15 protein-coding genes and 6 pseudogenes are annotated in these 24,170 nt (G+C 61.6%); 8 read left to right on the plus strand and 13 right to left on the minus strand.

Translation table 11 applies throughout. The annotated features are described in order from the left end of the window. Positions 1-71: 71 nt before the first annotated feature. Positions 72-1,082, plus strand: a pseudogene (locus AC0IY0_RS27510) (IS3 family transposase); the annotation flags it as partial. Positions 1,083-1,160: 78 nt separating this feature from the next. On the opposite strand, the gene AC0IY0_RS27515 reads toward AC0IY0_RS27510, so the two are convergent. Then, complete coding sequence (locus tag AC0IY0_RS27515) at positions 1,161-3,224, minus strand: HEAT repeat domain-containing protein (RefSeq protein WP_471766259.1); 2,064 nt, start codon at positions 3,222-3,224, stop codon at positions 1,161-1,163. A 262-nt stretch (positions 3,225-3,486) separates the two neighbouring features. On the opposite strand from AC0IY0_RS27515, the gene AC0IY0_RS27520 reads away from it, so the two are divergent. The 4 genes from AC0IY0_RS27520 (at position 3,487) to AC0IY0_RS27535 (ending at position 7,221) form a co-directional block, all read left to right on the plus strand. Then, positions 3,487-4,440 (plus strand): hypothetical protein, encoded by a 954-nt coding sequence (locus tag AC0IY0_RS27520; protein WP_471766260.1) that lies wholly within the window; start codon positions 3,487-3,489, stop codon positions 4,438-4,440. Positions 4,441-4,670: 230 nt separating this feature from the next. Then, positions 4,671-4,868 carry a hypothetical protein gene (locus tag AC0IY0_RS27525; protein WP_471766261.1) on the plus strand — a complete coding sequence of 66 codons (198 nt, stop codon included), beginning with the start codon at positions 4,671-4,673 and terminating at the stop codon, positions 4,866-4,868. 218 nt (positions 4,869-5,086) lie between these two features. Further along, a complete protein-coding gene (locus AC0IY0_RS27530) occupies positions 5,087-5,230 on the plus strand; it encodes a hypothetical protein (protein ID WP_471766262.1) in 144 nt (47 codons plus the stop codon). 560 nt (positions 5,231-5,790) lie between these two features. Continuing rightward, the gene (locus AC0IY0_RS27535) at positions 5,791-7,221 is read left to right on the plus strand and encodes a hypothetical protein (protein WP_471766263.1); all 1,431 of its coding nucleotides are present in this window, start codon (positions 5,791-5,793) and stop codon (positions 7,219-7,221) included. A gap of 180 nt (positions 7,222-7,401) precedes the next feature. Here AC0IY0_RS27535 and AC0IY0_RS27540 read toward each other — a convergent pair. Continuing rightward, positions 7,402-7,749 (minus strand): annotated as a pseudogene (locus AC0IY0_RS27540) (helix-turn-helix domain-containing protein); the annotation flags it as partial. A 39-nt stretch (positions 7,750-7,788) separates the two neighbouring features. Between AC0IY0_RS27540 and tnpC the strand changes: the two are divergent. Further along, positions 7,789-9,062 (plus strand): annotated as a pseudogene (gene tnpC / locus AC0IY0_RS27545) (IS66 family transposase). Positions 9,063-9,092: 30 nt separating this feature from the next. Here the strand turns inward: tnpC and AC0IY0_RS27550 are convergent. Then, a pseudogene (locus AC0IY0_RS27550) lies at positions 9,093-9,380 on the minus strand (transposase); the annotation flags it as partial. A gap of 86 nt (positions 9,381-9,466) precedes the next feature. Here AC0IY0_RS27550 and AC0IY0_RS27555 point away from each other — a divergent pair. After that, a pseudogene (locus AC0IY0_RS27555) lies at positions 9,467-10,598 on the plus strand (IS3 family transposase). Positions 10,599-10,849: 251 nt separating this feature from the next. On the opposite strand, the gene AC0IY0_RS27560 reads toward AC0IY0_RS27555, so the two are convergent. Both AC0IY0_RS27560 and AC0IY0_RS27565 read right to left on the minus strand, forming a co-directional pair. After that, a complete protein-coding gene (locus tag AC0IY0_RS27560) occupies positions 10,850-11,314 on the minus strand; it encodes a hypothetical protein (RefSeq protein ID WP_471766264.1) in 465 nt (154 codons plus the stop codon). Positions 11,315-11,579: 265 nt separating this feature from the next. Further along, on the minus strand, positions 11,580-11,816 hold the full coding sequence (locus tag AC0IY0_RS27565) for a hypothetical protein (RefSeq protein ID WP_471766277.1): 237 nt from the start codon (positions 11,814-11,816) through the stop codon (positions 11,580-11,582). Positions 11,817-11,852: 36 nt separating this feature from the next. Here AC0IY0_RS27565 and AC0IY0_RS27570 point away from each other — a divergent pair. Beyond that, a pseudogene (locus tag AC0IY0_RS27570) lies at positions 11,853-12,165 on the plus strand (IS5/IS1182 family transposase); the annotation flags it as partial. A gap of 1,148 nt (positions 12,166-13,313) precedes the next feature. On the opposite strand, the gene tssH reads toward AC0IY0_RS27570, so the two are convergent. The 8 genes from tssH to AC0IY0_RS27610 all read right to left on the minus strand — a co-directional run bounded on the left by tssH (position 13,314) and on the right by AC0IY0_RS27610 (position 24,164). After that, positions 13,314-16,043 carry a type VI secretion system ATPase TssH gene (tssH, locus tag AC0IY0_RS27575; protein ID WP_471766265.1) on the minus strand — a complete coding sequence of 910 codons (2,730 nt, stop codon included), beginning with the start codon at positions 16,041-16,043 and terminating at the stop codon, positions 13,314-13,316. Then, complete coding sequence (tssG, locus tag AC0IY0_RS27580) at positions 16,040-17,065, minus strand: type VI secretion system baseplate subunit TssG (protein WP_471766266.1); 1,026 nt, start codon at positions 17,063-17,065, stop codon at positions 16,040-16,042. The genes tssH and tssG overlap by 4 nt, the downstream gene beginning before the upstream one ends. Continuing rightward, positions 17,062-19,005: a type VI secretion system baseplate subunit TssF gene (gene tssF / locus AC0IY0_RS27585; protein WP_471766267.1), complete on the minus strand. Its 1,944-nt coding sequence runs from the start codon at positions 19,003-19,005 to the stop codon at positions 17,062-17,064. Before tssF ends, tssG begins: the two co-directional genes overlap by 4 nt. Positions 19,006-19,036: 31 nt before the next feature. Further along, a complete protein-coding gene (locus AC0IY0_RS27590; RefSeq protein ID WP_471766268.1) occupies positions 19,037-19,585 on the minus strand; it encodes a GPW/gp25 family protein in 549 nt (182 codons plus the stop codon). Between the two features lie 192 nt (positions 19,586-19,777). After that, complete coding sequence (locus AC0IY0_RS27595; protein ID WP_471766269.1) at positions 19,778-20,260, minus strand: Hcp family type VI secretion system effector; 483 nt, start codon at positions 20,258-20,260, stop codon at positions 19,778-19,780. A gap of 163 nt (positions 20,261-20,423) precedes the next feature. Beyond that, complete coding sequence (gene tssC / locus AC0IY0_RS27600; RefSeq protein ID WP_471766270.1) at positions 20,424-21,935, minus strand: type VI secretion system contractile sheath large subunit; 1,512 nt, start codon at positions 21,933-21,935, stop codon at positions 20,424-20,426. A 35-nt stretch (positions 21,936-21,970) separates the two neighbouring features. Beyond that, positions 21,971-22,498: a type VI secretion system contractile sheath small subunit gene (gene tssB, locus AC0IY0_RS27605; RefSeq protein ID WP_471766271.1), complete on the minus strand. Its 528-nt coding sequence runs from the start codon at positions 22,496-22,498 to the stop codon at positions 21,971-21,973. 346 nt (positions 22,499-22,844) lie between these two features. Then, on the minus strand, positions 22,845-24,164 hold the full coding sequence (locus AC0IY0_RS27610) for a type VI secretion system protein TssA (protein WP_471766272.1): 1,320 nt from the start codon (positions 24,162-24,164) through the stop codon (positions 22,845-22,847). Positions 24,165-24,170 lie beyond the last annotated feature (6 nt).

Genomic DNA, 24,170 nt, shown 5'->3' on the forward strand with positions numbered 1-24,170 from the left:
TTCCCGATCCCTCCATTTCTCCAAGGCAGCAGCATGCCACCAACGGTTCGGTGAGGGGCGGGCCATCCCATAAGCATGAGCGGGGCTGGGGGCGACGAGGCATGAGGTACCCGGCCCCCGAGAAGCTGGAGATCATCCGGCTGGTCGAGCAATCCCACCTGCCGGTGCGTGCCACCCTGGACAAGCTCGGCATCACCCGCTCGACGTTCTACCGCTGGTACGACGCCTACCAGCGCGGCGGCCCCGAGGCGTTGAATGACCATCCTTCGCAGCCGAGCCGGGTCTGGAACCGCCTACCTGCGGAGATCCGCGAGCAGATCGTTGCTCTGGCCTTGGAGCAGCCTGAACTCAGTCCGCGTGAGCTGGCAGTGCGCTTCACCGACGAGCGCCGCTACTTCGTCTCGGAAGCGACGGTCTACCGGTTGCTCAAGTCTCAGGACCTGATCACCAGCCCGGCCTATATCGTCATCAAGGCCGCCGACGAGTTCCGCGATAAGACCACCGCGCCCAACCAGCTTTGGCAGACGGACTTCACCTACCTGAAGGTCGTTGGCTGGGGCTGGTACGACCTGTCGACGGTCCTGGACGACTTCTCACGCTACATCGTCGCCTGGAAGCTGTGCACGACGATGCAGGCCAGCGACGTCACCGCCACGCTCGACCTGGCGCTGGGGGCCGCTGGGCTCGATCAGGCGCGGGTGATGCCGCGGCCACGCCTGCTCTCCGACAACGGGCCGAGCTACGTCGCCAGCGACCTGGCTGACTGGCTCGGCATTCGGGGCATGACCCACATCCGCGGCGCGCCATGCCATCCTCAAACGCAGGGTAAGATCGAGCGTTGGCATCAGACGCTCAAAAACCGCATCCTGCTCGAACACGCCTACTTGCCCGGCGAGCTGGAGGCGCAGGTTGCCGACTTCGTCGAACACTACAACCATGCCCGAGCCCATGAGAGCCTGAGCAACCTCACGCCCGCTGACGTCTACTTCGGACGCGGCGAAGGGATCCTGGCCGAGCGGGAACGCATCAAGCGCCAGACCCTGATGGATCGCCGCTTGCGCCATCACGCGCAGGCCGCCTAACCTCCTACCCCAGATGGACCAGAGCCTCTGTCCCTGAACACCGCTGAATGTCCCAAATCATCTGACGACGGACACAACTCAATGAGCCGATCGAGACAGCGCACTTTGGAGTGCGACTATGGTCCACTGCGCTTTCGCCGTCCTGACGGCCGCGAGCAGTGCGGCACGGGCGGAGGCGTCCGAGGTGGCGGCTTCAATGAGTGCGTTTTCCAGGGCGCGGCGCTGCCCATCGTCTGTCGACCGCTCCAGGACGTCGACCAGAATGGCGATGGCCGGTGATCCAAACCCCGCGAGAACGAGACCGAGCCGCCACCAGACCGGCAGAAACGATGACCGAAGCAGCACCTCGGCGAGAGTGGCCATATGTCTCTCGTCGGGACGGCCCATCCGCACGAGGTCGTCCACGATTTGCAGACGCACACGATCGTTGTCCGCCGCAGATAGGGCAACGACCATATCGTCCATAGCTGACTCCGCCGGTTCGCCGACCTGCCCCAAAGCGTGGAAGATCACGCGCCGCGTGCTTTGGTACCGTTCTTGGTCAAGAGCGATCAGCAACGGCTCGGCAGCCGCTTTTCCGACCGATCCCAGCATCTTGGCGACGGACCGCCCGGTCGCGCTCTCGCCGGCCTCGACCAGCAGCGCCACCAGGTTCCATACGTCCTCCTCCGGCAGTCGCAGGCCGGCAGCGAGTACGTCCTGCATCTCCCGTAGAGCTACCGTCGTCCAATAGCCGGAAGGCTCGCACCCGAGCGCCTTGATCCGGGCCGAGAAGAGAACATCGTCCGTCGCGCCGATCTTCTTCAAAGATGCAGCCGCCTCCACGACCAGGCTGCGGCTCGTCGAGGTCTTAGCAGCGGTGGCAAGCGGCATGATGGCCGCTTCAGCATCTGCACCGATATCGCCGAGCACGCGCGCGATGTGCACCTTGCCCTCCTTGCCTGCAGCTTCAAATTCCTCGACGAGGAAGCTGACGGCTCCGCTTCTGAGGCTTGCGGCCGCCTCAGCGATCTGTCGGAGCGCCCGATCGGCTTTGGCGGAGCGGAAGGCCGACCGTAGCGCGGGAAGCGAGGCTGGCGACCGCAATCCGATCTTCGCTACGGCTTCGGCCATGAGATAGCGCACATCGTCGTCGGGCGCGTGCCGCAGCCCCTCCAGCAGGGCGTCCAGAGCCATGCCGGCCCCCGGACCGATGCAACCGAGAGCTTGGGCGAGTGTCGAGCGCTGCCCATCGTCGTCAGTAGCGAGAAAGGCGGCGTAGAGGGGAAGGACGGCGGCGAGGCCCATCTCGCCGAGGAGCCAAGAGATCCTGGAGTCGACACGACCGGAACGCGAGGCAAGCATGCCGGCGATCAGCACGTCGATCATCTCCTCACCGGCTGACGCCAGATTGTTCGCGAAGTGTAGGATCTGATTGGCAGCCGTCCCCTCGCAGCAGGCCTCGACAACGGGGATCATGTCCGCGAAGACGGAGGCCGCCGCCGGTCCTATGCCGCCCAGAGCGTAGGCCATGGACCTAGCGACGTCAGGGTCGCTGGTGGCACGTAGGACCCGCATCAGATGGGGAACTGCATCCGCAGCGTCCGGCCCGATCCCGGCTAGAGCGTAGCCGATCCACCTGAGGACATCCGGATCGTCGGTCGTGGACAAGGCCGGGATCAGAACGTCGAGGTCGACCCGACTCGCGCTCCAGAGCATGGCGGCCACCTGCGAGCAGGTGGCACCCTCTCGAGTTCCACGCAGGGCATCAGCAAGGCCTTCCAGAGGCGCAACAGCGTCGTCCAGGCGTCGCGTACCTTTGCGGGCGACGAACGCGTTCAGCAACGACGTTCCCTGGTCGAAATGCTGGTCCTGAACGCGGTGGGCGTTCGGGACGGACATCTCCGCCACCACCACCCCACGCACGACCCTGAACAGGACGAAGCGCTCAGGGACGAAATGGCTCCATTCGGTATCGGGGTGCTGGCCGGCCGGGCAGACGAGATCGCAGGAGATCCATTTCGCCGGCACGGGGGTGTCGACCTCATGGACATCGATCATGCCGATCGGCCGCCGCAACACCTTCGTCCTGCTGAGCTGGTCGAAGCCGTCGTCCGCGTAGCCACCGAAGCTCTTCAGGTAGAGACACTCGTCCACCACCATCCATCGCGCGCTATACCCCCGGTAGTTGGCCGTGGTGTCGCCCCGCGCGAAATGACAAAGGTCCCATCTTGGATGCCTGGGCGGCAGGAGAGGTAGACACGGATACAGTGAATAGTGCTCGGATCCGTGGTCCAGTCGATCGGGGCTCTGTCGCGTCATATTTTATTCTGCAGCTCCCTTCGCAGGCTGGCCTAGGTAGCGTAAGAGATTGACCCTTTGTGAAATGCTATGAGACAGGTCGTCAAAGATAGGGGGGGCTTCCGTGCGCAAGTTGATCGTTGCGCCGACATTGATCGGCGCTCTTCTCTTTTCGTCAAGCGTCACGAACGCCGCGAGCGATCACTATTCGTCCCTTCCTTACCGCAGCAAAGACGGATGGCACTGGAACCCCGACAACGGGATGTGGGTCAATCCAAAGGCGCGTTACGATCGCGACGCGAAGAAGTGGATCCACGATAGCCGCATTCCGTCGAGCACCGCCTGCTGCGACAGCACGGGTCTTTGGGTGCCAGGCGATGCCGGCAACGATCCCGACGTGCAGCAGCCCGCAAAGAGGAAGTCGCCGCAGCGCACGGCTGCTCGCGAGGAGTCCGGCAACCCGCGGAAAGACACCGTCGAGGATCAGGTCGAGAAGGTCCGCCAGATGGGCCTGGAGCCGCAGGTCGAGCAGCAAGCGATCGAGCGGTTACGTTCGGGTGACCTAGTACCGAAGCGGCAGTCCCTCCGCCAGGCGATCAAGCGCTGGTCTCGCGAGCAGGAGGCGCGCGACGCTGCCGCTGCTGATGCGCCCCGCGAAGGCGTGGCCTACGGCCGGACCGTAGACGACAATGCGGCCGTGCGGGAGGAGCCTCCGACCAAGCGACGCACTGCGAACAAGGCGCGCCAATCCACCGTGGGCGAAGATTTTATCACCACCACTTACGAACTTAGACCTGGCATGCATACTGCCACCGGAGAAATCGTGCCATACCCAGAGGCTGATACCGCAGACAGCAGTGTGTTCTCCGACGTCGGCGACTTACTATCCGGGGCGGTCGGGGTCGCCGCGGCCCTAGCGCCACTCGCCGGCGCTGCCGCTGACGTCGCAGCTTCACGAGGCTCTTCGTCCTCAAACACGACGGTGCGCTACAGGCAGCCGGCCCAGGCTCCGCGGCCACCGACGCAGTACCCGAGGGCGCCAGAGTACGGTCGCAGCACGATCAGCGGCATCAAATAGGCCAAATTGCGCGACGGATCGCCTGCGTTGTGCGGACGCTTGCCGTTGAGAATTTGGCCCATAGCGCATCCCTCGCAGCATGGTGGCCAGCCGTACCAACGTACTCCGGGATCAAGCACTAGAGTGGCATCATCAACCCGTTCGCCATACCGTCCGGCCGCAGACCCTCACCGCACTGCTGGTGGAGCGATCTGATTGTCTGGCCCTACCTTGGCAGCTAAAGCGCGCTGATGTCCGACAAGCTCAACGTCCTCCTCGAACGCCTGAAGGCGCACCAGCGCACGCTCATCCTTACGATGGCCGAACACGATGGGCTGCCAGCTGGAAGCGCTCTCCGTCAGGTCGCCGAGTTAGAGAACGTCATCGCCGCAGTCGAGGCTGTTGCGGCCGAGGAAGCCGATCAAGCCCGGCGAGGCTCCCAACGCTGAAACGACAACGGCGCAGCAACCCAGAAGGTCACTACGCCGCTTGATCGGGCCGCCTGAGGGGGCGGAGGACGGCCTTGAGAGAACGGGTACGCTCGATCCGATCACCGGGGCGTGCGCACCAGCACATCCAACCGCCTGTGGCTTGGATGCGACGGTGCTCGACGACTGGCTGTGGACGGCACGGAATGCCTCCGATCGGTCAAGGTTCGGGGGCGAGCATGGCGCTCCCATCCGATCTGGCCCGCCTCATGTTCGCCCGACCTCACGCCTTCGCCCTCTATCATCGCGAGCGCCTAGCCGTGCTCCTGTCCTCGGCCATGTTCCTGGCCGGTGCGCTCCCGTTGCTCTGGGTCGTGGGCTGACCCTCCAGGCGCACGAGAAAACACCTCGGCCCCCGTTAGTAGCACCCAGCCGATGACCGCTCAGCTGAGGTCATCCGGTGAGGCGCTCCGGCGTTTCAAACCCGGCGGGCGAGGGGTCGTGTTCGTCCAGGGCATCGTGCCGTTCGGCCGACGCGGGGTGGACCGGACCTGGCCCCTGAGATCGGCCAGACGCTCGGGGCGCGGGCCTTGGCATCTACCATCACGCCATATTCGGAATGCGCGCCCGTAGATCCACTCCTCAAAGTCGTGGTCGGCTCGGATGTAGGCGTCGATGGATGGCCTGTTTACGCGTCCAAGATGGTTCCCCCCCGCCCCCTCATCAGGCGATGTTGCGACACGTCACTTCATAGCGCCGACCCGGCATTGCACTACATAAGCCCGTGGCATTAATTTTTTACGGGGTCGAACGCGAGCATACGTTGTTGAACCCCCAGAGCGGCATATTGAAATCAGTTCTTACATTGCATAGGAAATAAAAATTGCGATCTTTTGCATAGTTAAAAAGCTCGTAACGGCTCTGCGCACCGTAGGGGTCCTAGATGAAAACAGTAGCAAAAAAATGTTTACTGGCCATCGCGGCGTCAGTATTCTCGGTTATTCCAATGGGTTTCTCGATCGAATCTCAGGCCATGAGTATCCTATCGACTCGCGAAATACGCGAACCGCCGGAATGGATGGGAGTTTTAGAAAAACCGGATTCCCCTCTCTGTCCGTCAACGTTCACGAACCCGTTGAAGGAGCCATTTATATTCAAATGCAAGGCCGGAATTATCGGAGACGTAAAAAACTTCTCAGGATTTACCCCGGGTCTATGGGAAGACAAGAGCGATCTGGATTGGTTGTTTCTTAAACAGTACTGGCGAACTGGGAAGAAGTTATATTTTGCCCGCAGTGAATGCTCGGGCGGCCAAACAAAGGAATCGATTGCCGGTGCGGAGATGGCCGCAAGACTGGCGACGCAGCACCGCGTCAAGTTATGGGAAGCGGAACTGGGTAAAAGCAAGTTCCGGCCATACTTAGGATTCCAAGAGTTGAAAATTGAATACTCATGTATTGCCGGCGTTCTTTCCACGCCTAGTCCGACGACGGCTGAACGCGAGGACGACGAAGGTGAGCAAAAAGCCGTTGCGTATGCTGAACCTAAATCTCCGGAAAGGAATTCGAACGAAATACGATTTGAAATAACAAGTAACGACACTAAGAAAATAAGAGTCGCTTTTTACTCCAAAACACGGAATGTCGCGTGGCCTAGTTGGACCTCATCGTACCCAATAGACGGATACGACACTACCAAACGTTCATTCCCCATGACTTGTCAGAAAGGAGAGCAGATCTGTTACGGTGCGTGGCGTGAAGACGACAACTCGGTGAGTTGGGGTGTCGGTCGGGATGCCAAGCTAGGATGTCAAGGTTGCTGCACCACGTGTGGCTCCGGCACAAAGTCAATCGCCTTAAATGCTGGGCGCAGCGGTCCTCCGCCGAATACTTTATCGATACGGATGCGTAGCTTGGACAGTTATAGAGTTCAATTCGAGCTCTATTCCCAGTCGTATGGCCGGGCATGGCCTGGGGGCGGGCGAGCTTATACATTAGCGAATTCCGATTTCAATCGATATGAGATCTCCTGTCAGCAAGGAGAAAAGATTTGCTACGGAGCTTGGCGGGAAGGAAATTCGAACCGCTACTGGGGCGTCGGAATCAACGATAAACACAGCTGCACAAACTGTTGTATGACATGCGGAACCGGGGAGCATACTCATACGCTCAACCCGGGCGACGATTCGCCGACAGCTTCATCTGGCGGAGGCTCATCCATCATAGAAGCCCTCGGTACAGGCGTGGCGATCGGCGCCGCGATTGGCGGCATCGTTGGCGGCGGTGGTAGTGGGCAAACGGTTCGACGTCCGAGCCCTCCAAGCTATAATGGCAATCCTCCACATAGGCAGAGCGACATTTCCGGTACGCGTTAACGGAACGACGACAGCCGATACGAGCCGAAGCCGGCGTGACCCAGACCCGCCAGACTGGTTCACGCTGGGCGCAAGCTTCTTGGTTCTCCCGAACCCTGAAGAAGGGTGGATGGCATTCCTCGCAAGCGTCGGCCGACGCCGTTCTTCATATCGTCCGCTCGTAGACCCTCACCGCATAGCTCAGCCCACCCTACGACCCACGCGGATTCTCGGACGGTCTGATCGGTCGAAGTCGCCCGCCGCTTGTCGGCAGCCCTTCTTCGGTTCCGTTTTCCCCGATTCTGACAGGACTAGAACTCCAGTAGGCGTGCGGTTCGCGGATTTGCACCCTCCCCCCTGTGCCGGCGAGGCGGAGGCGGCTGATCCAAGTTTGGATAGTAGGTCTCGCGTCCGTGCCAGCCGCAGCCAGGCAGTCCACTCGGGCGAAACGATGCGGACGATGTTGGTGTCGTTGCGGAAGCCGGTGATTTGGCGCTCCTCGACGGTCAGCAATCCAAGCTTCCGGGCTTCACGGATGTAATTACCCACCCCCTTGCGCGGGTCAATTTTCGCTGATTCCCTCACCGGATGGGCCGAAGCGATCTTGAGCGGCTGAGCCGTGAAGAGCTGATCGAGTTGGTGCTGCGGCTGCAGCGCCCGGAGAAGACTTCGCGCACCTCGTCGAAGCCGCCCGCGACCGATCGCAAGGAGCGTCGGGAGCAATCCAAGCCCGGTGGTGCCAAGCCTGGCCACGAGGGCCACAGCCGAGTGATGAGCGAAGATCCCGATGCCGTCGTCGCGCATCGCCCGGATCGCTGCGCGTGCTGCGGCGGCAGCCTGCACTGGGACCTTCCCGCCGAGGTCGTCAGCGTGTCCGAACGGATCGAGCTGCCGGAAGTCGCACCGGTCGTCACCCAGCATCAACGGCTGGCGGTGCAGTGCCCGACCTGCGGGGCGCGCGTGATCGCACCGGTTCCGGAGGCGGCGCGCCCTTCGGCCCGCGGCTGCATGCGGTTGCCACCTATCTCAAGACCTTCCAGGCGCTGTCCTACGAGCGGTTGCAGGCGGCGCTCTCCGACCTGTTCGGGCTCACGCTCAGCCAGGGCGGGCTGATGAACCTTCTTCAGCGCGCGCAGAAGTGCTTCCGCTCCGGTCGCGACGAGGCCATCTCGACCCTGCGCCAAGCCACGGTGGTCGCCTCGGACGAGACCGGCGTGCGCATCGAGGGCAGCAACGCCTACCACTGGGTTTTTCATTCGGCCCAAGCCGTGGTGCATACAGCCTCCCCGACGCGGGGCGCCATCGTGGTGCGCGAGATGATGGACGGCCACCGGCCCGCAGTCTGGATCTCGGACCGCTACACCGCCCAGCAGGGCCACGCCGCCGCGCACCAGACCTGCCTCGCCCATCTCGCCCGCGATGTCGCCTACGCCGTTGAGACCAGCGATGATGCCGTGCCATGGCGTCTGCGGCTCTGGTTGCGATCCGTGTTCGCCCTGGCCGAGCACGTCACCGACTTCGCGATCTCGACGCTGGCCGCCAAACGCCGGAGCCTGGATCGCCAACTCGGCGCCATCCTCGCCACACCGAGCCGCTGCGACCTGACCCGCGATCTGCAGGCCAAGATCGGCCGGGCCCGCGGCCAGCTCCCGGTGTTCCTCGCCCACCCCGGCGCGGTCGAGCCGACCAACAACGGCTCGGAGAGGCTGCTGCGTCCCTCTGTCATCCAGCGCAAGATGATCAACGGCTACCGCGCGATGTGGGCTGCCGAGGGCGAGGCCGACATCCGCACCGTCATCGATACCGCCAGCTTCACCGGTACCAGCCCGTTCGCCACCATCCTCAAAACCGTCAGCGCCTAAATCACGCCGCCACACGGGTGGGTAATTACGGATATGGCGCTTCCGGCCCTTGATCTTCTTGCCCGCGTCGTAGCCCTGCGGGTCGATCGTGCGCCCCCTTTATCTGCCCCCTTGACGCTCTGACTGTCGAGGATCGGCCGCGGTCGGGCTGGTTTCGCGCCCGGCCCGCTCGCGGCAGGCCATGAACAGGGTGTGGTGGATCCGCTCCAGGGTACCGTCATAGTCCCACAGATCGAGATAGCCATCCACGGTCGAGTGCGCGGGCATATCTTTCGGCTGCGCCCGCCACTGGCAGCCGGTGCTGAGCACGTACAACAGAGAGGTGGCTCGGGGCATCTGCACAGCGGGGCTGAGTGGAATTTCTGCCTGACGACGGCCAGGATGGCTGCGGATCAGGAGCGACGATGAGCAAGCGACAGCGCCGGAACCACCTCCCGGTCTTCAAGGCGAAGGTGGCTCTGGCCGTCCTACGGGGCGAGAAGACCCTGGCCGAGTTGGCCCAGCACTTTGATGTCCATCCCAACCAGATCACGACGTGGAAGGGTCAGCTTCTCGACGGGGCTGCCGGTGTGTTCGGAGCCGCGTCTGGGCCGGAGACGACACCGGCCATCGACGTGAAGACGCGGCATGCCAAGATCGGCGAGTTGACGCTGACCAACGATTTTTCTCCGGCGCGCTCGGCAAGGCCGGATTGCTGAGCGCAAAACGATGATCGATCGAGCGCACGACCTTCCCATCGCCAAACAGGCCCAGGCGCTCGGGATCAGCCGCGACAGCGTCTACGACCTGCCGCGTGCAGTCCCGGCCGCCGATCTGGCCGTGATGCGGCGGATGGACGAACTGCATCTCGAACTTCGCTTCGCAGGGAGCCGGATGCTGCGTGATCTTCTCAACAAAGAGGGCATCACGATTGGGTGCCGTCATGTCGCGACGCTGATGAAGCGCCTGCGCATCGAGGCGATCTACTGCAAGCCGAACACCTCGAAGCCCGCGCCGGGGCATAAGATCTCCCCGTATGTGCTGCGCGGGCTGACGATCCATCGGCCCAATCAGGTTTGGGCCATGGACATCACCGACGTGCCGATGGCATGTGGGTTCGTCTATTTGGCCGCCATCATCGATTGGTTCATTCGCCGGGTGCTGTCCTGGCGGCTGTCGATCACCATGGAGGCCGATTTCTGCGTCGAGGCGGTAGAGGAAGCGTTCGCCCGACACGGCAAGCCCGAGATATTCAACACCGACTAGGGTTCGCAGTTCACGAGTCACGCCCTCACCAGCGTATTGCTGAACGCCGAGATCGCTATCAGCATGGACGGGAGGGGCGCATGGCGCGACAATATCTTCGTCGAACGCCCGTGGCGGTCGGTCAAGTACGAGGAGATCGACCTGCGGGCCTACGACACCGTCAGCACGGCGCGTGCCTCGATCGGTCGGTACCTCGCCTTCTACAATGGGCGAAGGCCTCATTCGAGTCTTGACCGGCGCACACCCGACCAGGCCTACTTGGACAGGCTTCCACATTCCGCGGCCGCCTGAACCCGGCAGGATATCCACTTATCCGAGCCCTGGGCGCTGATTAGACAAACCGAGCCACCTCTATCGTCGCGAATCGCCGCGCTTGAAGCTCCAGGCCGTGCGAGCGTGTGACCCGATACGGTTCGCTATGCTCGCTCGTGTGCTTGCGCCCTCAAGGTAAGTTGAGGTCGCCTGGTCCCGGCACTTCATGCGAAGGTCGGCGGTCGATGTGCTTGGACGGGCGTCGGTGTTCGTCAACGGCAAACCGAACGTCAAGCGAGAGCGCGCCTGACGAAGGCCTCCAGGGCGCGGGCGATCCAGTCTGGGTCGACATCCTGTAGCTCGAAGGTTTCAGTCTGCACGTGCGGTCGAGCCACTGACGTGTTCAGTTTCCCCGCACCGGACCTAAATCCCTCGACGTTGAGCGTCTGGAGGTTGGCCTCCGCGCCCTTGCGGGTGACTATCACTGTCACGTCACCCAGCTTGTGCGGCTTTGCCGGATCGAAGGCGCCCTTCTTGATGCTCAGGGAGATGTCGCCCTCGGCGAGTTGCTCATTGATGATGTCGACGGCGCCCACGAGATTGCGGTTGAGTTCCGCCCAACGATCGGCAGTCGACCGAACCCATGCGTTATGATCCCTAAGGTACTGTGCGTTTAGCTCGGCGGCATCGTCGCGTTTTGCCTTGTCGGCGCGGGCTAGGTCAGCCAGGGAAGGGCCGGGCTTTTTGTCCGTCATAAGAGAGCCCTCGGGTCATTCGGGACGCCCACATAGAGGTTAGCCGGACAGCGCTGCAAGACGCCGCGCAGGGCATCCTCAAAAACCAGAGCCCCCGCGCCCCATTCAGCATTACTTCGGAATCTTTCCGCTCTCAGACCTTTTCGGCGTGGCAGTCAGATCGACGATAGCCGCTTCAATGTTGGCTAACATTACCGCGCCGGTGAGGCCGGGACCGGATAGGAACCACTCTCAGAAATGCGTCAGCCGCTCCATCTCGGCGGAATTAATCGCGCTTTTGAATATTTGGTCCCGATATTTGATAGAGCGGTTTTGATCTGAGGTGGCTGTGCTCGGCGGACCATGCCTTGCAGATGGCCTCATAGGGGGTGAACCCAGGCAAGGTCGTGAGGCGGCGGCCAAAGTTGTAGAGGCTGACGAAGTCGGCCAAGCGAGCTCGGAGTTGCGAGTGGCTGTCGTGGGGGTAGCCCTTGACCGTCGCGTCCTTGATCGTGCCGTTTATTCGCTCGGTCTGACCGTTGGCCCAGGGTGATGTAGCTTGGTCCGAGGACGGGCCGCCGGCTGCACGGTCGGCGCACTGCTGATCGAACGCTTGCCGCATCGTGCTGGCGGACAAGGGCTACGACGCCGACGCCATCCGTAGGCAGATCGAGGCGGACGGGGCCGCGTCGAGCATCCCGCCCAAGATCAACCGCCGCTGGAAGCCGTGCGCCATCGTGGCCGTAACATCATTGAGCGGACATTTTGGGCGGCTCAAAGACTTCCGTCGTATCGCCAAGCGCTACGATCGGCCCGCTCGCAGCTACTTTGCTGCCGTCGGTCTCGCGGCAACCATCTGCTACTGGTTATGAATCCAGTCCTTAATCTTACGCTTGGTTCACTGCATTGGGCCGATCAGTTGCCATCGCGCCGTCGTCGACACTGTGAACCACTGACGCAGCGACTTATTTGACATCATTCTGAAGACCATCGGAGCCTGATCCACACCGCCACAAGCGTGGGATACTAGAAATCCAAATTAGTGATTCTTGTCAGAGTCAAAATATAAAACTTAAGATCTTATAACACGAAAACACCTACGACAAATTAAAATTCCAAGAGAGCTCTTCGCCGGAAATTTTCAGCGTACGAAGCGGGGTCGTTCCACCGATCTCTACTTTTACCCACTTCTCTAAGCTATTCGGCGGGCAAATCTCGATTATCCTAAGATTTGCGCTTTCCGTGATTCCGCCGCCGACACTTGCGCATTCGCTCGCGTATTTCCAGATTCCGATGATCTTATCTGACAGGACGCGCTTCGGTTGTATAACGTCCCCAACCCTAAGTTGGATAACTGGTTTCATTCCCATTAAAATCTCCGTGGCAGACTCGGATTCGAGCACAAGGCATTTTAAGCAGCGATCTCGAATACTTGCGACGGCAACCTGCAAGCAATCAGATCGATTTTCGCTTAGCCAATGAGGTATCAATCGAGGCAGGACATTGCAAGGGCGCAAGATCTGTAATCCCGGGTCGCCGCTTGTCACATCTCGACGCTATGTGGGATTCGTTTTGCCTTTAGGATGGATGGCGGATACTGATCGAGCCGTTCATGTCCAAGTACCACCTAGGCCAGAGCGGTCGACGATCTGCAGATCCTCTCTGGAATTCTGTACGTACCGAACTAAGGTTGGCTCCGTTTCGAATACCTGGCAGCGAGCAGATTTGTGCGAGACGGATTTCACCGAACATTCTATGCAAGCGCGGCTTCTAACGGAAGATACGCAATATTAAGGTTGAACACGGCGAGCGCGGACCCGTTGTCTTTCGGCAAGGTTAAGAGAATAGATGCCGTTAATTGCCTATAATTTTCTCAGGATCACACTCGCTAGGATAAGCGGGGATTCAATCGAGGAGATAGTTCCACTCTTCGACAACATTTCGCTGCGGGCATAACTGATATCGGAAAGGCATAAATCCTCTGGACCCATTATCGGCGGACTATTCGTACATCCGAGTTTCAGTCGGTAATAAATTGTAAACTACCGTCTTGAATCTGGAGATAAATATCTGTGACGGGACTCTGTTGAATTATGCGGTTGAGTATTGTTCTTGATAGGGCGGGCAGTATCGTATTTGTTAAGATATTGTCGATCATACGGCCGCCCGAATCTGGATCGTTGCACTGCGCCACGATATATTCCACCACTGCGTCGTCGAAGTGGAGAGAGGCTTGTTGGTTCTCTCGGAGCCTTCTGCCAATGCGGTCAAGTTGGAGGCGGGCGATGTCTCCAAGCATCTCCGAAGAAAGTGGGAAGTATGGAATTATCACGATTCGACCGAGCAATGCGGCCGGAAATATTTTGAGGAGCTGGGGTCGCAGGAATCCCGCGAGAGCTTCGGGGTCGCTTGCGTAGGATGGATCTTTACTGAGCTGCATAATCACATCGGTACCGACATTCGAGGTCAGAATGATCAAAGTGTTATTGAAATCGATCCGTCGGCCGGTGCCGTCCTCCATCACGCCCTTGTCGAAGACCTGGAAAAAGATCTCGTGGACGTCAGTATGGGCCTTTTCAACCTCGTCTAGGAGGATCACGCTGTAGGGACGACGCCTCACCGCCTCGGTTAGGCGGCCGCCTTCGCCGTAGCCAACATAGCCCGGAGGCGCGCCCTTTAGAGTAGAGACTGTATGTGCCTCTTGGAACTCGCTCATGTTGATGGTGATCATGTTCTGCTCGCCTCCGTAGAGTGCCTCAGCGAGGGCGAGAGCGGTCTCGGTCTTGCCGACGCCGGAGGGGCCGCATAGCATGAACACCCCGATCGGCTTGTTGGGGTTGTCGAGTTTGGCCCGGTTGGTTTCAATGCGCTTGGCGATCATCGCGAGGCCATGGGACTGGCCGATCACCCGACGATTGAGGATCTCCGGCAGGCGCAGCACCGTCTCGATCTCGTCGCTCACCATCCGGCCGACAGGGATACCGGTCCAATCGGCAACCACCGAGGCCACTGCTTGCTCGTCGACATGGTCGTAGATCATCCGCGCTTCCGGCGGGATCGCCCCAAGGGCGGCCGCTTTCTCCCGGAGCGCATTGTGGCAGGTCTCGAGATCCTTAGGCAGGCCGGGGCTCGGGACACTCACCTTGTCTGGGGTAGCTCCCACAGGCTCGGTGACCGCTTCCTGCGCTGCGGCGGTCGGGGCCTTTGGGGACCCGTCTGTCGCAGCTAGCGCCGCGCGCAGGGCCTTTATCTCGGCGACGAGGCTGGTCTCTTGCGTCCAAGCGACCTCCAGTCCGCCAAGCTGCTTCCGCAAGCCTTCGATCTCGCCGTCGAGATCCGCGATCCTACCCGGCATGTCGAAGCCGAGATTGATGTCGGCGGAGAGCGAGCTCCGCTCGCTTTCCTTGGCCCTGATCGAGGCCTGGGCATCGGCGATGGCAGCAGGCACGGAAGTTTGGCTGATGGCGACTCGCGCGCTTGCTGTATCGAGCAGGCTGACGGCCTTATCGGGGAGCTGACGAGCCGGGATGTAGCGATGCGAGAGGGTAACCGCCGCCACGACGGCCGCATCCGAGATGCGTACACCGTGATGGCGCTCCATGGGTTCGAGCAGGCCACGTAGCATGTCACAGGCCTGGGCGACGCCGGGCTCGCCGACATGGATTGCCTGGAAGCGCCGGGTAAGCGCCGGGTCTTTCTCGATATATTGGCGGTACTCCGCCCATGTCGTTGCGGCGATGGTCTTGAGGGTCCCTCGCGCCAGGGCCGGCTTGAGCAGATTGGCTGCATCGCCAGTCCCGGCCTGCCCGCCCGCACCGATGAGAGTGTGCGCCTCGTCGATGAACAGGATGATCGGCGTTGGCGAGGACTGCACTTGATCGATGACAGAACGCAGGCGCTGCTCGAACTCGCCCTTCATCGAGGCGCCGGCCTGCATAAGGCCGATGTCGAGGACGTGGAGCCGCACGTCCCGGAGCGGGGGCGGTACCGCCCCCGCGGCGATGGCCTGTGCGAAGCCCTCGACCACAGCGGTCTTGCCCACCCCCGCCTCACCGGTCAGGATTGGATTATTCTGGCGGCGGCGCATTAGGACGTCGATGAGCTGGCGGATTTCCTCGTCGCGGCCGCGGATCGGATCCATCTCGCCGGACTGCGCCTTCGCGGTGAGATCCTGTGAAAAGCGGTCGAGAGCAGTCTGCCCCATCAGCACGTTGGGGGCGCCCGGCGTCTTCGCTGCGATGGCACCGGCCCCATCCATCGGACGCAGGTTTTCCTCGTCGGAGCGGGCCCAGATAGCGCGGTGCTCGCCCAACAGAGCCTCGACCGGGATGCGGCCGAATTCTGGCGACAAGGACAGGAGCGACCGGCGCAGTTCGTTCGTCTTAAGCGCACCGATCAACAGGTGCCCGGAACGGATTTGCGTCTCGCCAAACAGAAGGGTCGCGTAGTGCCAGCCACGGTCGAGCAGGTCGACGATCGTGTTGGCTATGCCAGGCATCTCCGTTTCGTTTCGGCGCAGGGCGCCGACGGCTTTCTCAAGATCGGTTGCCAGCCGTCCCCGATCGAGCCCGTACTTGTCGGCGGTGAGGGCCAGATCGCTGGACTCGCGCGCATGTAGGCAGACGAGCCAGTGGGCGAGTTCGACGTGCCGATGGCCTGCCGAGCGCGCCATCCTGAGGGCCTGGAAAAAGCTGTCGTAGCCGACGCTGTTAAGCTTACCCGTGACGGTCTCAAGGCTGATGTCGCTCATGATGCACTCTCTGCACGACGGTCCTGGCGGCCGACTCGTTCGGCGGGATGGAAGCGTGCGTCGCGCCGGCGGGAGCTTCCGGCTGGGTCGGCACCGCTGCCGAGCCAGGTCGTGTAGCCGAGCCGGCCGAAGGTGCCCGGGCGCGTTGGAACGACTGCCTCAACGGGCAAGGAGAGTTCCACGTCCCAATCGAGTTCGTCGCCAAGGTAGGACAGGACAAGGTCGGCCAGCATCCGGCAGCGGGCGCCCCCCGGCAGCAGGCTTTCATATTCGGGCAGATCCGCTGAGAAGATGCACAGGCGGATGCGGTCCTCGACGGAGAACACGCTCCGGCCGAGAAGCACGTCCTGTCCGAGGCAGGTATTGCTCCGGCCGAGATAGGAACGGTCGCTGGGCTCAAAGGTCAGGAAGGTGCCGACAAACTCCTCGACCTCGACGTGGCAGCCGAACAGCCCTTCGATCGCGTTGCGCAATCGCGAGCCCGAGCGGACCGCCGGGGCAAGCAGTCCCGCGAAGGCGATCTTGCTCACGTCTGGAACGGTATCGACACCGCGGAAAGCCGGCGAACCGAGGCCGTTCGCTGAGCCGACATAGGTCTCGAACCGGTCGGCGTCCGGACGTCCGTGCTGCGCAATCGGTCGGGCATCCGCCCAGGCCCGGAAGAACAGCTGAAGGAAGCGATGGTGGAAGATGTCGAGAAAGCGCGCGAAAGCATCGTCTCGCTCCAGCAGCCAGCCGTAGGTCTCGTCGGTTACGGCAAGGGGGAGCGCGCCTTGTGGCCCCAGAAGCCCGAGGAAGCGCACAAACAGACGCAGCCGTCCGCCTGCGTCCCGGTCCGCGGTTGCGATGGTGGAGGCTGGAAAATCAAGGAAGGGGTTCTGGCCGAGGCTAACTCCATCCTCTCGCCGGATCGCGCTATCGCCGATTCGCGGGAGATCAGCCTGCGATCGCTCGATCCAACACAAGGTGGCAAAAAAATCGTGCGCCCAGGGGGTAGCGAGAAGGCGGTCCTCTCCGATCACAGCAGCCTCCGGCGGCCGACCCGGGGCGGTCCGCGAAGAATCTCGCCCCGTTCGACCGTGCGGACGACGGTCTGCGTGAAGTGGTTGAGAGAGGCGTACTCGGCGAAGAACCGGTCAAGGACAGAGCCGAGTAGGTAGGGGCCGGTGCCCTCGAACGCCTTGTCGTCGAGGGTGACAGTGACCTCAGTGCCCCGCGCCGTGCCGGTGCCGATGCGCTGGCGTAGTCGTCGGACCACTGGCCGGCTGTCGACGCTGCGGACGCCGCGGATACGCCGCTCGACCGCGCTGTCGGCCAGATCGGAGAACAGCATCAGCACTTCGCGCAGCGCCTCTCCACCTCGGCCCGCCCTGGATTCGACCAGCCCCAGGGGATTGAGGCTGAGCAGGCTGATGAGGCGCCAAGAGACGGCGCCCGTGAACAGGGTCTCCGACCGTCCCCGAAGCTGCGCCACGACGGGTTCGCGGGGCCGCGTCGGCCCTGCGAGGCAGACCAGCGCAATAGTGCCGTCGTCAGCCAGCCGGAAGTCGGCCCCCGATTCGCCGACCGGCAGCAATTCGGGGAGGTGGCGGTTCGAGCAGAGAGCCCTCACGCTCAGCTCCGCCACGCCCCCGTCGGTATCCGGGCGAGTTGGCTCGATGAGCGACAGGAAGAGGTCAGTTCCGACGTAGTCGGATGGGGCGCCGAACTGACGCTCCCGAGCCGAGCGACGCCGGGGCATGCGCCGCACAGTGTAGAAAAGGCCGCCGCCTGCCCCATCGGTGGGTGCGTAGAGTGGACTCACGGGGAGCTTCCCCGCGCTGCCGGGCTGATGCGCATGGACTCGGAGAACGCGATGGGGCTCGAAATCGAGGGATCGGCTGCGGTCTGCCACGAGGTGGTACTCGTGTTGGTCGGAGCGGACAGGGACCCTGTCGAGGCTCATCTCGAACAGGTTGACCGCCGCAACCCCGTGTAGGGTAAAGTCCTGCGGACCAACCGCGGCGAGGCGGGGATTGGCTTCGGCGAAGCTGAAGATGATCTCGACGTTCCGAGCTTGGACCGCCTGTAGGGGGCGGTTGAGACCTGTGAGCCGGAATCCCAGGAATTTTCGCGGGAATGCAAAATACTCGCGCAGCAGGTCGAATCCGTCGAACAGTCGGTTGTCCTTGGGCAGAAGTGCCTCCTCCTGCCCGAACCCGATCGGTTCCAGACAACCGATCGGCAGCCGCTGAAGGACCGGCTCGCCGAACGAATCGAAGTAGCGCAGATGGAGGCCGGTGCAGCCGGAGAAGAGCTGCTCGTAAAGTGCAACGGATTCAACCTCGGGCCCCACAAGGTGCACCGTCAGGGCATCGACGGGGCAACCCGTGAACCATGTATGCGGGTCGGCGGAGGGGTAGGCCTCGGCGACTGCATCGCCCTGGGTCGTCCGGTACTGCAGGCTAAGGCGCAGACCGGCAGCGACGTCGAGACCTTCAACGCCTAGGGCCTGTAGCGGCCCCGGAGAAGCAACATACTCTGCCGCGACGATCTCGAACGGCCAGATTCGGCATTCTGCCGTCGTCCGGAAGCGGCAGGAAATCTGGTGCTCGCGCTCGCGATAGGTTGCATCGAGCCGAGATCCGCTGACGATCCGGAGGCCGTCGCGCAGGCTTGGATCGCCGAAGTTGGGCTTTACCTTCAAAAGCACCATTGACGGTGTCGGTGCGAGATAGTTTGGGACCAGCTGTTCGATCAAATTCTGCGTAAATTCCGGAAATTCGCTCTTGATCTTTAGCTGAACCCGGGCCGCAAGAAACGCCGCCCCTTCAAGAAGACCGGTGATCATCGGATCACCTTGGTTCTCGAGGAGTCCGCCGAGGCGCTCCGCGATGCCGGGGTACTCGTCAGCGAATTCCCGGGCGTGATCGCGAAGGAAGCCCAGTTCGCGGTTGTAAAGGTCTAGGAACTCACGGTTCATGCCGGAAAGTCCGTGCCGCCGCGCGGGGCGCTCATCGCCGCGCGACTTTCATGTGGCCCGTATCCCGGTCAAGGTCGGCCACGAACTCAACCGGGACGTTGAGCGGATCGGCCCGAATCTCCGCACGTACGAGGAACCGAAGCGTTAGCTCAGTGGGATCGAGGTCGATATCTCGCCGGGCGGCAATCGAGCCGGGAACGAGGCGCGGCTCGAAGATGCGAAGGGCCGTCTCGATTTCGCCAGCGATGTCGTTCACCGCCCCATCGCCGAGGGTCATGCGAGCGATGTCCACAAAACCATGGTTGAGGATAGAGCGGCGAACCTCAGGATAGGCTGACAGATTGATGTCGGCTGCGAGATGGACGACGTTCATCATGCGCTCGAGATCGTGCGCGACACTCCGCTGCAGATCGGAGACATTGGTCGAGGACCGAAACTGACTTCTCCGGCCCTGCAAAATGATGGCGCCCGATTCATCCGAGGCCCCAACGCGCCGCCGGGCATCCCGCTCGTCATTGGCGACGCGGAAAATCTCCATCAGCGACGTACGGACAGGCATTCCAACGGCCCTGCCGTTCATATTTCCTCCTCATAAGTGGCCGCCTGGAAAAGCCCTGGTAACTTAGATCGCGGGCTACCGAAACGGAGGCGCTTGCCCCCTCGGCCACGCTTAGAACCCGCCGCCTCCCGCCGCGCCGCGGCGAAAGGATGTTGGGCGTGATCACGCAGGCAAGGCGCACCCGAATGTGGTCGGTCCTCAACGCAAGTCGCTCTATCCGGCGACGTTTTTAGCGATGTGCCACTTGTGCTCGGTCTCAGCCCCCTTGCTGCCGTCGGGGTTCTGCAGCGCGTATTTGACGTGGAAGGTGCTGAAGTTGAGCGTGATGTTCTCGGTCAGCCGGTCCTCACCGCCGGAGCCGCCGAGCGACACGTGAGAAACGATGATATCTTCGAGATCGACGGTGAGATACTCGAGCGGCTTGTCGCCGGCCTTTCGAACGATCAGCTTACCCTTGCTGATGTGTTTCCCGGTGCAGCAATGCTGAAACAGAGTCGGGCTCGACTTATCGATATATTTGGTGATGCTGAGGTCTTGCACGCTAACCTTACCCGCACCGGCACCTGATCCGACATGGGTCGTGCCGGATTGGGCCGCACCCCACGACCAAGCTAGGACGTCGATCTCTTCCTTGTATTTGCTGTCCTGCGCCTCGCCCTTGATGCCCTCAAGCTTGAGAAAGATGTCGACGGCCATCGTTCGGTCCTCCTTGTTGTGCTGCAATACACGGTGTCAAACTGATTACGCCGCCGCGGTCGTACGACCGTTCACCGGGAACGGCGCGGTTTGCTGGCGAGCGCCTCGAACCGATCTGGTCATGCACCCGGGCCGAGCCAGATCACCGGATCCGGTCAGATCGTCATTGCTTGGGCTGCGGCAGGCGGGAAACCAAACTCATGCCGATGTCCATGCCTTCGAGCTGATAATGCGGGCGCAGGTAGAACTTCGCCGAGTAGTATCCGGGATTCTCCTCGTCAGGGAAGATGTCGACCCGCGCCGCGGCGAGAGGTTTGCGGGCCTTGGTCTGCTCATTCGAGTTGGTGGGATCCCCGTCAACGTACTCGTTGATCCATTCCTGTAGCCACCGGGTCAGCTGTGCCGTTTCTTTGGTCGAGCCTATCTTGTCACGCACCATGCATTTCAAGTAATGGGCGAACCGTGACACAGCAAACATGTAGGGCAGGCGCGACGAAAGGTTATCTGATGCTGTCGCATCGACTCCGTTGGGGCCGAAAAACTGCTTCGGCTTATAAAGCGACTGAGCTCCAATGAACGCCGCCTTATCGGTATTCTTGCGATGTATCAGGGGAATTAAGCCCGATTTGGCCAGTTCGGCCTCACGCCGGTCGCTGATCGCGATTTCCGTGGGGCACTTCAGATCGACACCGCCATCGTCGGTGGGGAAGGTGTGGCAAGGAAGGTTGATAACCTCGCCGCCGGACTGCACGCCGCGGATCCGCACCGTCCACCCACAATCTTTGTAGGCTCGGTTGATGTTGGCGGCCATGGCGTAGGCCGCGCTCATCCACGCATAGTTTCCGCCGGGATGACCATCCGTCTCCTCCTCGAAGGCAAATTCTTCAACGGGCTCAGTCTTCGCCCCGTAGGGCATCCGCGCGAGGACCCGAGGCATGCACAGGCCGACGTAGCGGGAATCCGGCAGATCGCGCAGGCTTTTCCACTGCGCATAATCAGGCGTATCGAAAATCTTGCCGAGGTCGCGCGGGTTGGAGAGTTCGGTGAAGGAGTCCATGCCAAGCAGCGTCGGCGCAGCAGCAGCGAAGAACGGCGCGTGAGCCGCACTGGCGATCTTGCCTAGCTCACGCAACAGTTGCACATCCTGTGGGAGGTGGCTGAATTCGTAGTCCGCGATCAGGCAGCCATAGGGCTCGCCGCCGAGCTGTCCGAACTCCGCTTCGTAAACCTTCTTGAACAGCGGGCTTTGGTCCCAGCGTGCTCCAGGGAACAAGCGCAGGTTTTTGAAGACCTCCTGCTTCGATGCGTTGATGACCTTGATCTTGAGACTAGAGTCCGTCTCTGAATTGAACACGAGGTAGTTGAGACCGCGCCACGCACTCTCAATCTGCTGAAATTCCGGCGCGTGGATGATCGCATTGACTTGCGCTGTCAGCTTCTCATCGATCCGCGCGATGATCTCCTCGATCGTATCGAGAACTTCATCTTTGATAAGCGCGGAATCCGCCAACGCCTCACGCACCAGCGTGCCGACTGCGCTCTCCACCTCCGTCGCAGCCCGCTCCGTGCGTGGTTTGAAGCTCTGCTTCAGCAAATTGGCGAATTCGCTCGCCTCTATCGTTTCATGGCCAGCGGACGCGTGGTCCTGCGCAAGCTCGGTGCTATCGACTGCCATCACGGCGTCCCTCGGTTTGGGATGGGGGAGAGCGATCAGGAGGCGGCCGGGTCGGAAGAGTCTGCCGCAGCAGGCGTCAAGCGCTGCGCCAACGCCGCCATTAAAGCCGGATCCTTGAGCATCGCCTTGAGTTGGTCGCTGGCTGCCACCTTGCCGTCCATGTAGCGGAGTAGATTGGCCAATTGCTCCCGGGCCTCCAGCAGTTTGGCGAGGGCCGGAACTTGTCTTGCGACGGCCGCCGGACCAAAATCTTCCATTTTCTTAAAATGTAACTCGACCGACATCTTGCTATTGCTGTTCGTAATCCGGTCCTCGACGTTGAAACGGGTCGCCGGATCGATGGCGGTCATGCGTTGCTCGAAATTATCCATGTCAAATTCGAGAAACTTGCGCTCGGCAAGGTTGGGCTTCTCCACCGGAGAGGCATTGCCAGATAGATCGGCCATCACACCCATGACGAAGGGAAGCTCGATCTTCCTCTCGACGTCGTAGGGATCCTCATAAGTGATATGAACGCGGGGCGGCCGATTGCGCTTGATGAATTTTTGACTTGAGTCGGCCATGGCGCTCTCTTCAACAGACCCGACACGAACACATCGTTCCGCCGGCAGATTCCTTGGTCCCGATCAATACACAAGCTTTGCCCTGCGTCAACGTACAGGAGATGCAAATTCAAAACTGTGATCTTTATGCTTTAATGGGATTTTGGGGCATTGATAGTCCAGTCAATCGGCATTGAGGCGCAGCTACTGGACTGATCGGTATTTCCTACCGAGTATCCGCATTCGACGCGACGCGCTGAGGCAAAACCAACGACTCATGCGCTTCGAACCGGTCGCGTTGACTTATGATTCCGGATCGACGGGATCCCTCGTCGCTCCGTGTCTGCTGACTGCCGGCCCAACCGGCTCATCCATCGGGGAAAATATCTCTCAGGATTGTCACGAAGTCCCGGTCGGCGAGGGTTACCGCCTTGTCGAGAAGCAACGGGACGGGGCTCGCGGGCTGTGCGCGCCGGAGATAGCTCCCCACCTCCTGCAAGAGCGCGACCGCCTCGGCCCGGCTCGCTGCCTGGAAAATCGGCTCAGCCGGTGCATCGACCGGCGCGTCCACATGGCCCGAGGCGGAATGCGGCAACCCGTCGTCCGGAACCGCGGCGAGCTGGTCAAAGCTCAAACGCAGGCCGCGACCGGTCCCGAGGACGATCATCGCCTCGGGGGCTTGGTTCGGCATCAGGATCCGCATCACGTCTACGAACGATTTGCCGAGGAGGGCTTGCGCCTGCCGGACAAGAACCTCCGACGGGCTCGACGGCTCATGCGTCCGCAAGTAGGCTGTGGCCGCCGCTAGGGCATTCGTGGCCTGTGACCCGGTCGTAACTGCGACTCTCGTGACGACCAGGTCGCGGCCTTGCCCGGCATCGGCGACTTCACCAGACGCGGCAATGCCGGTACTGTTCGGTACTTGTTCCGGTTCGGTCCCCTTCAAGAACTCCAAGATTCGACAGACCAGTTCTCGCAAGTGGGCGAGCCTGACGCTGCCTCCGAGGCCAGCCCCTGCCAGGGTCGATGCGGCTATGGCGTCGCAGGCGTCAACGACCGCCGACAGTTCATCCCGGAGCGGTTGCAGGGTGTCCGAGTCCGTATCCGCTAGGGCGCGTTCCAGCGCCGCCCGATCAGGCCCTGACTCCTCGCTGCGGCCCGGCGCCTCGCCATCCGCAATCATCAGGGCGCGGAAATCGACGGGCCCGTAACGCCGGCTGTGGAAAAGGGGCAGGTGCTGCAAGGGTAGAATAACTGTCGGCAGATCTTCGAGGGTTTGAATGATCGCCGAGCGCAGCTCGAATCCGTTTCCGTCCCCACGGGGATGGACCGTATCCCACCGGGCTTCGAGCATAATAGCAATGGCCGCCAGTGCTTGACTGAAGCCGGCTAAGTCGCGATCCAGCATCGACAGCCGCGCGAGAAGGGCCAGCAGCCGCAAGTCCCTCGTCCGCTCAAGCAGTCCGACGAGAAGGGCCGAGTCGCGGCCAAAGTTTATCGTCGTACGATCGAAAACGTGGAGCGTGCCCTCCTCGTCCCGAACCAAGAAGGCGACCGGAAACTGGCCTTCGACCTGCGCTAGAACGTTGTGGAAGGCTAGGTCGCCGGCTTCGTCAAGGTCGTCGCCACAGGGCGAGTCGGCGGTGACCGGCCGGAGAAGTCCAGCCGAATCGAGATCAAGCGCCATGGACGC

The organism is Methylobacterium sp. AC315 (assembly GCF_979253755.1).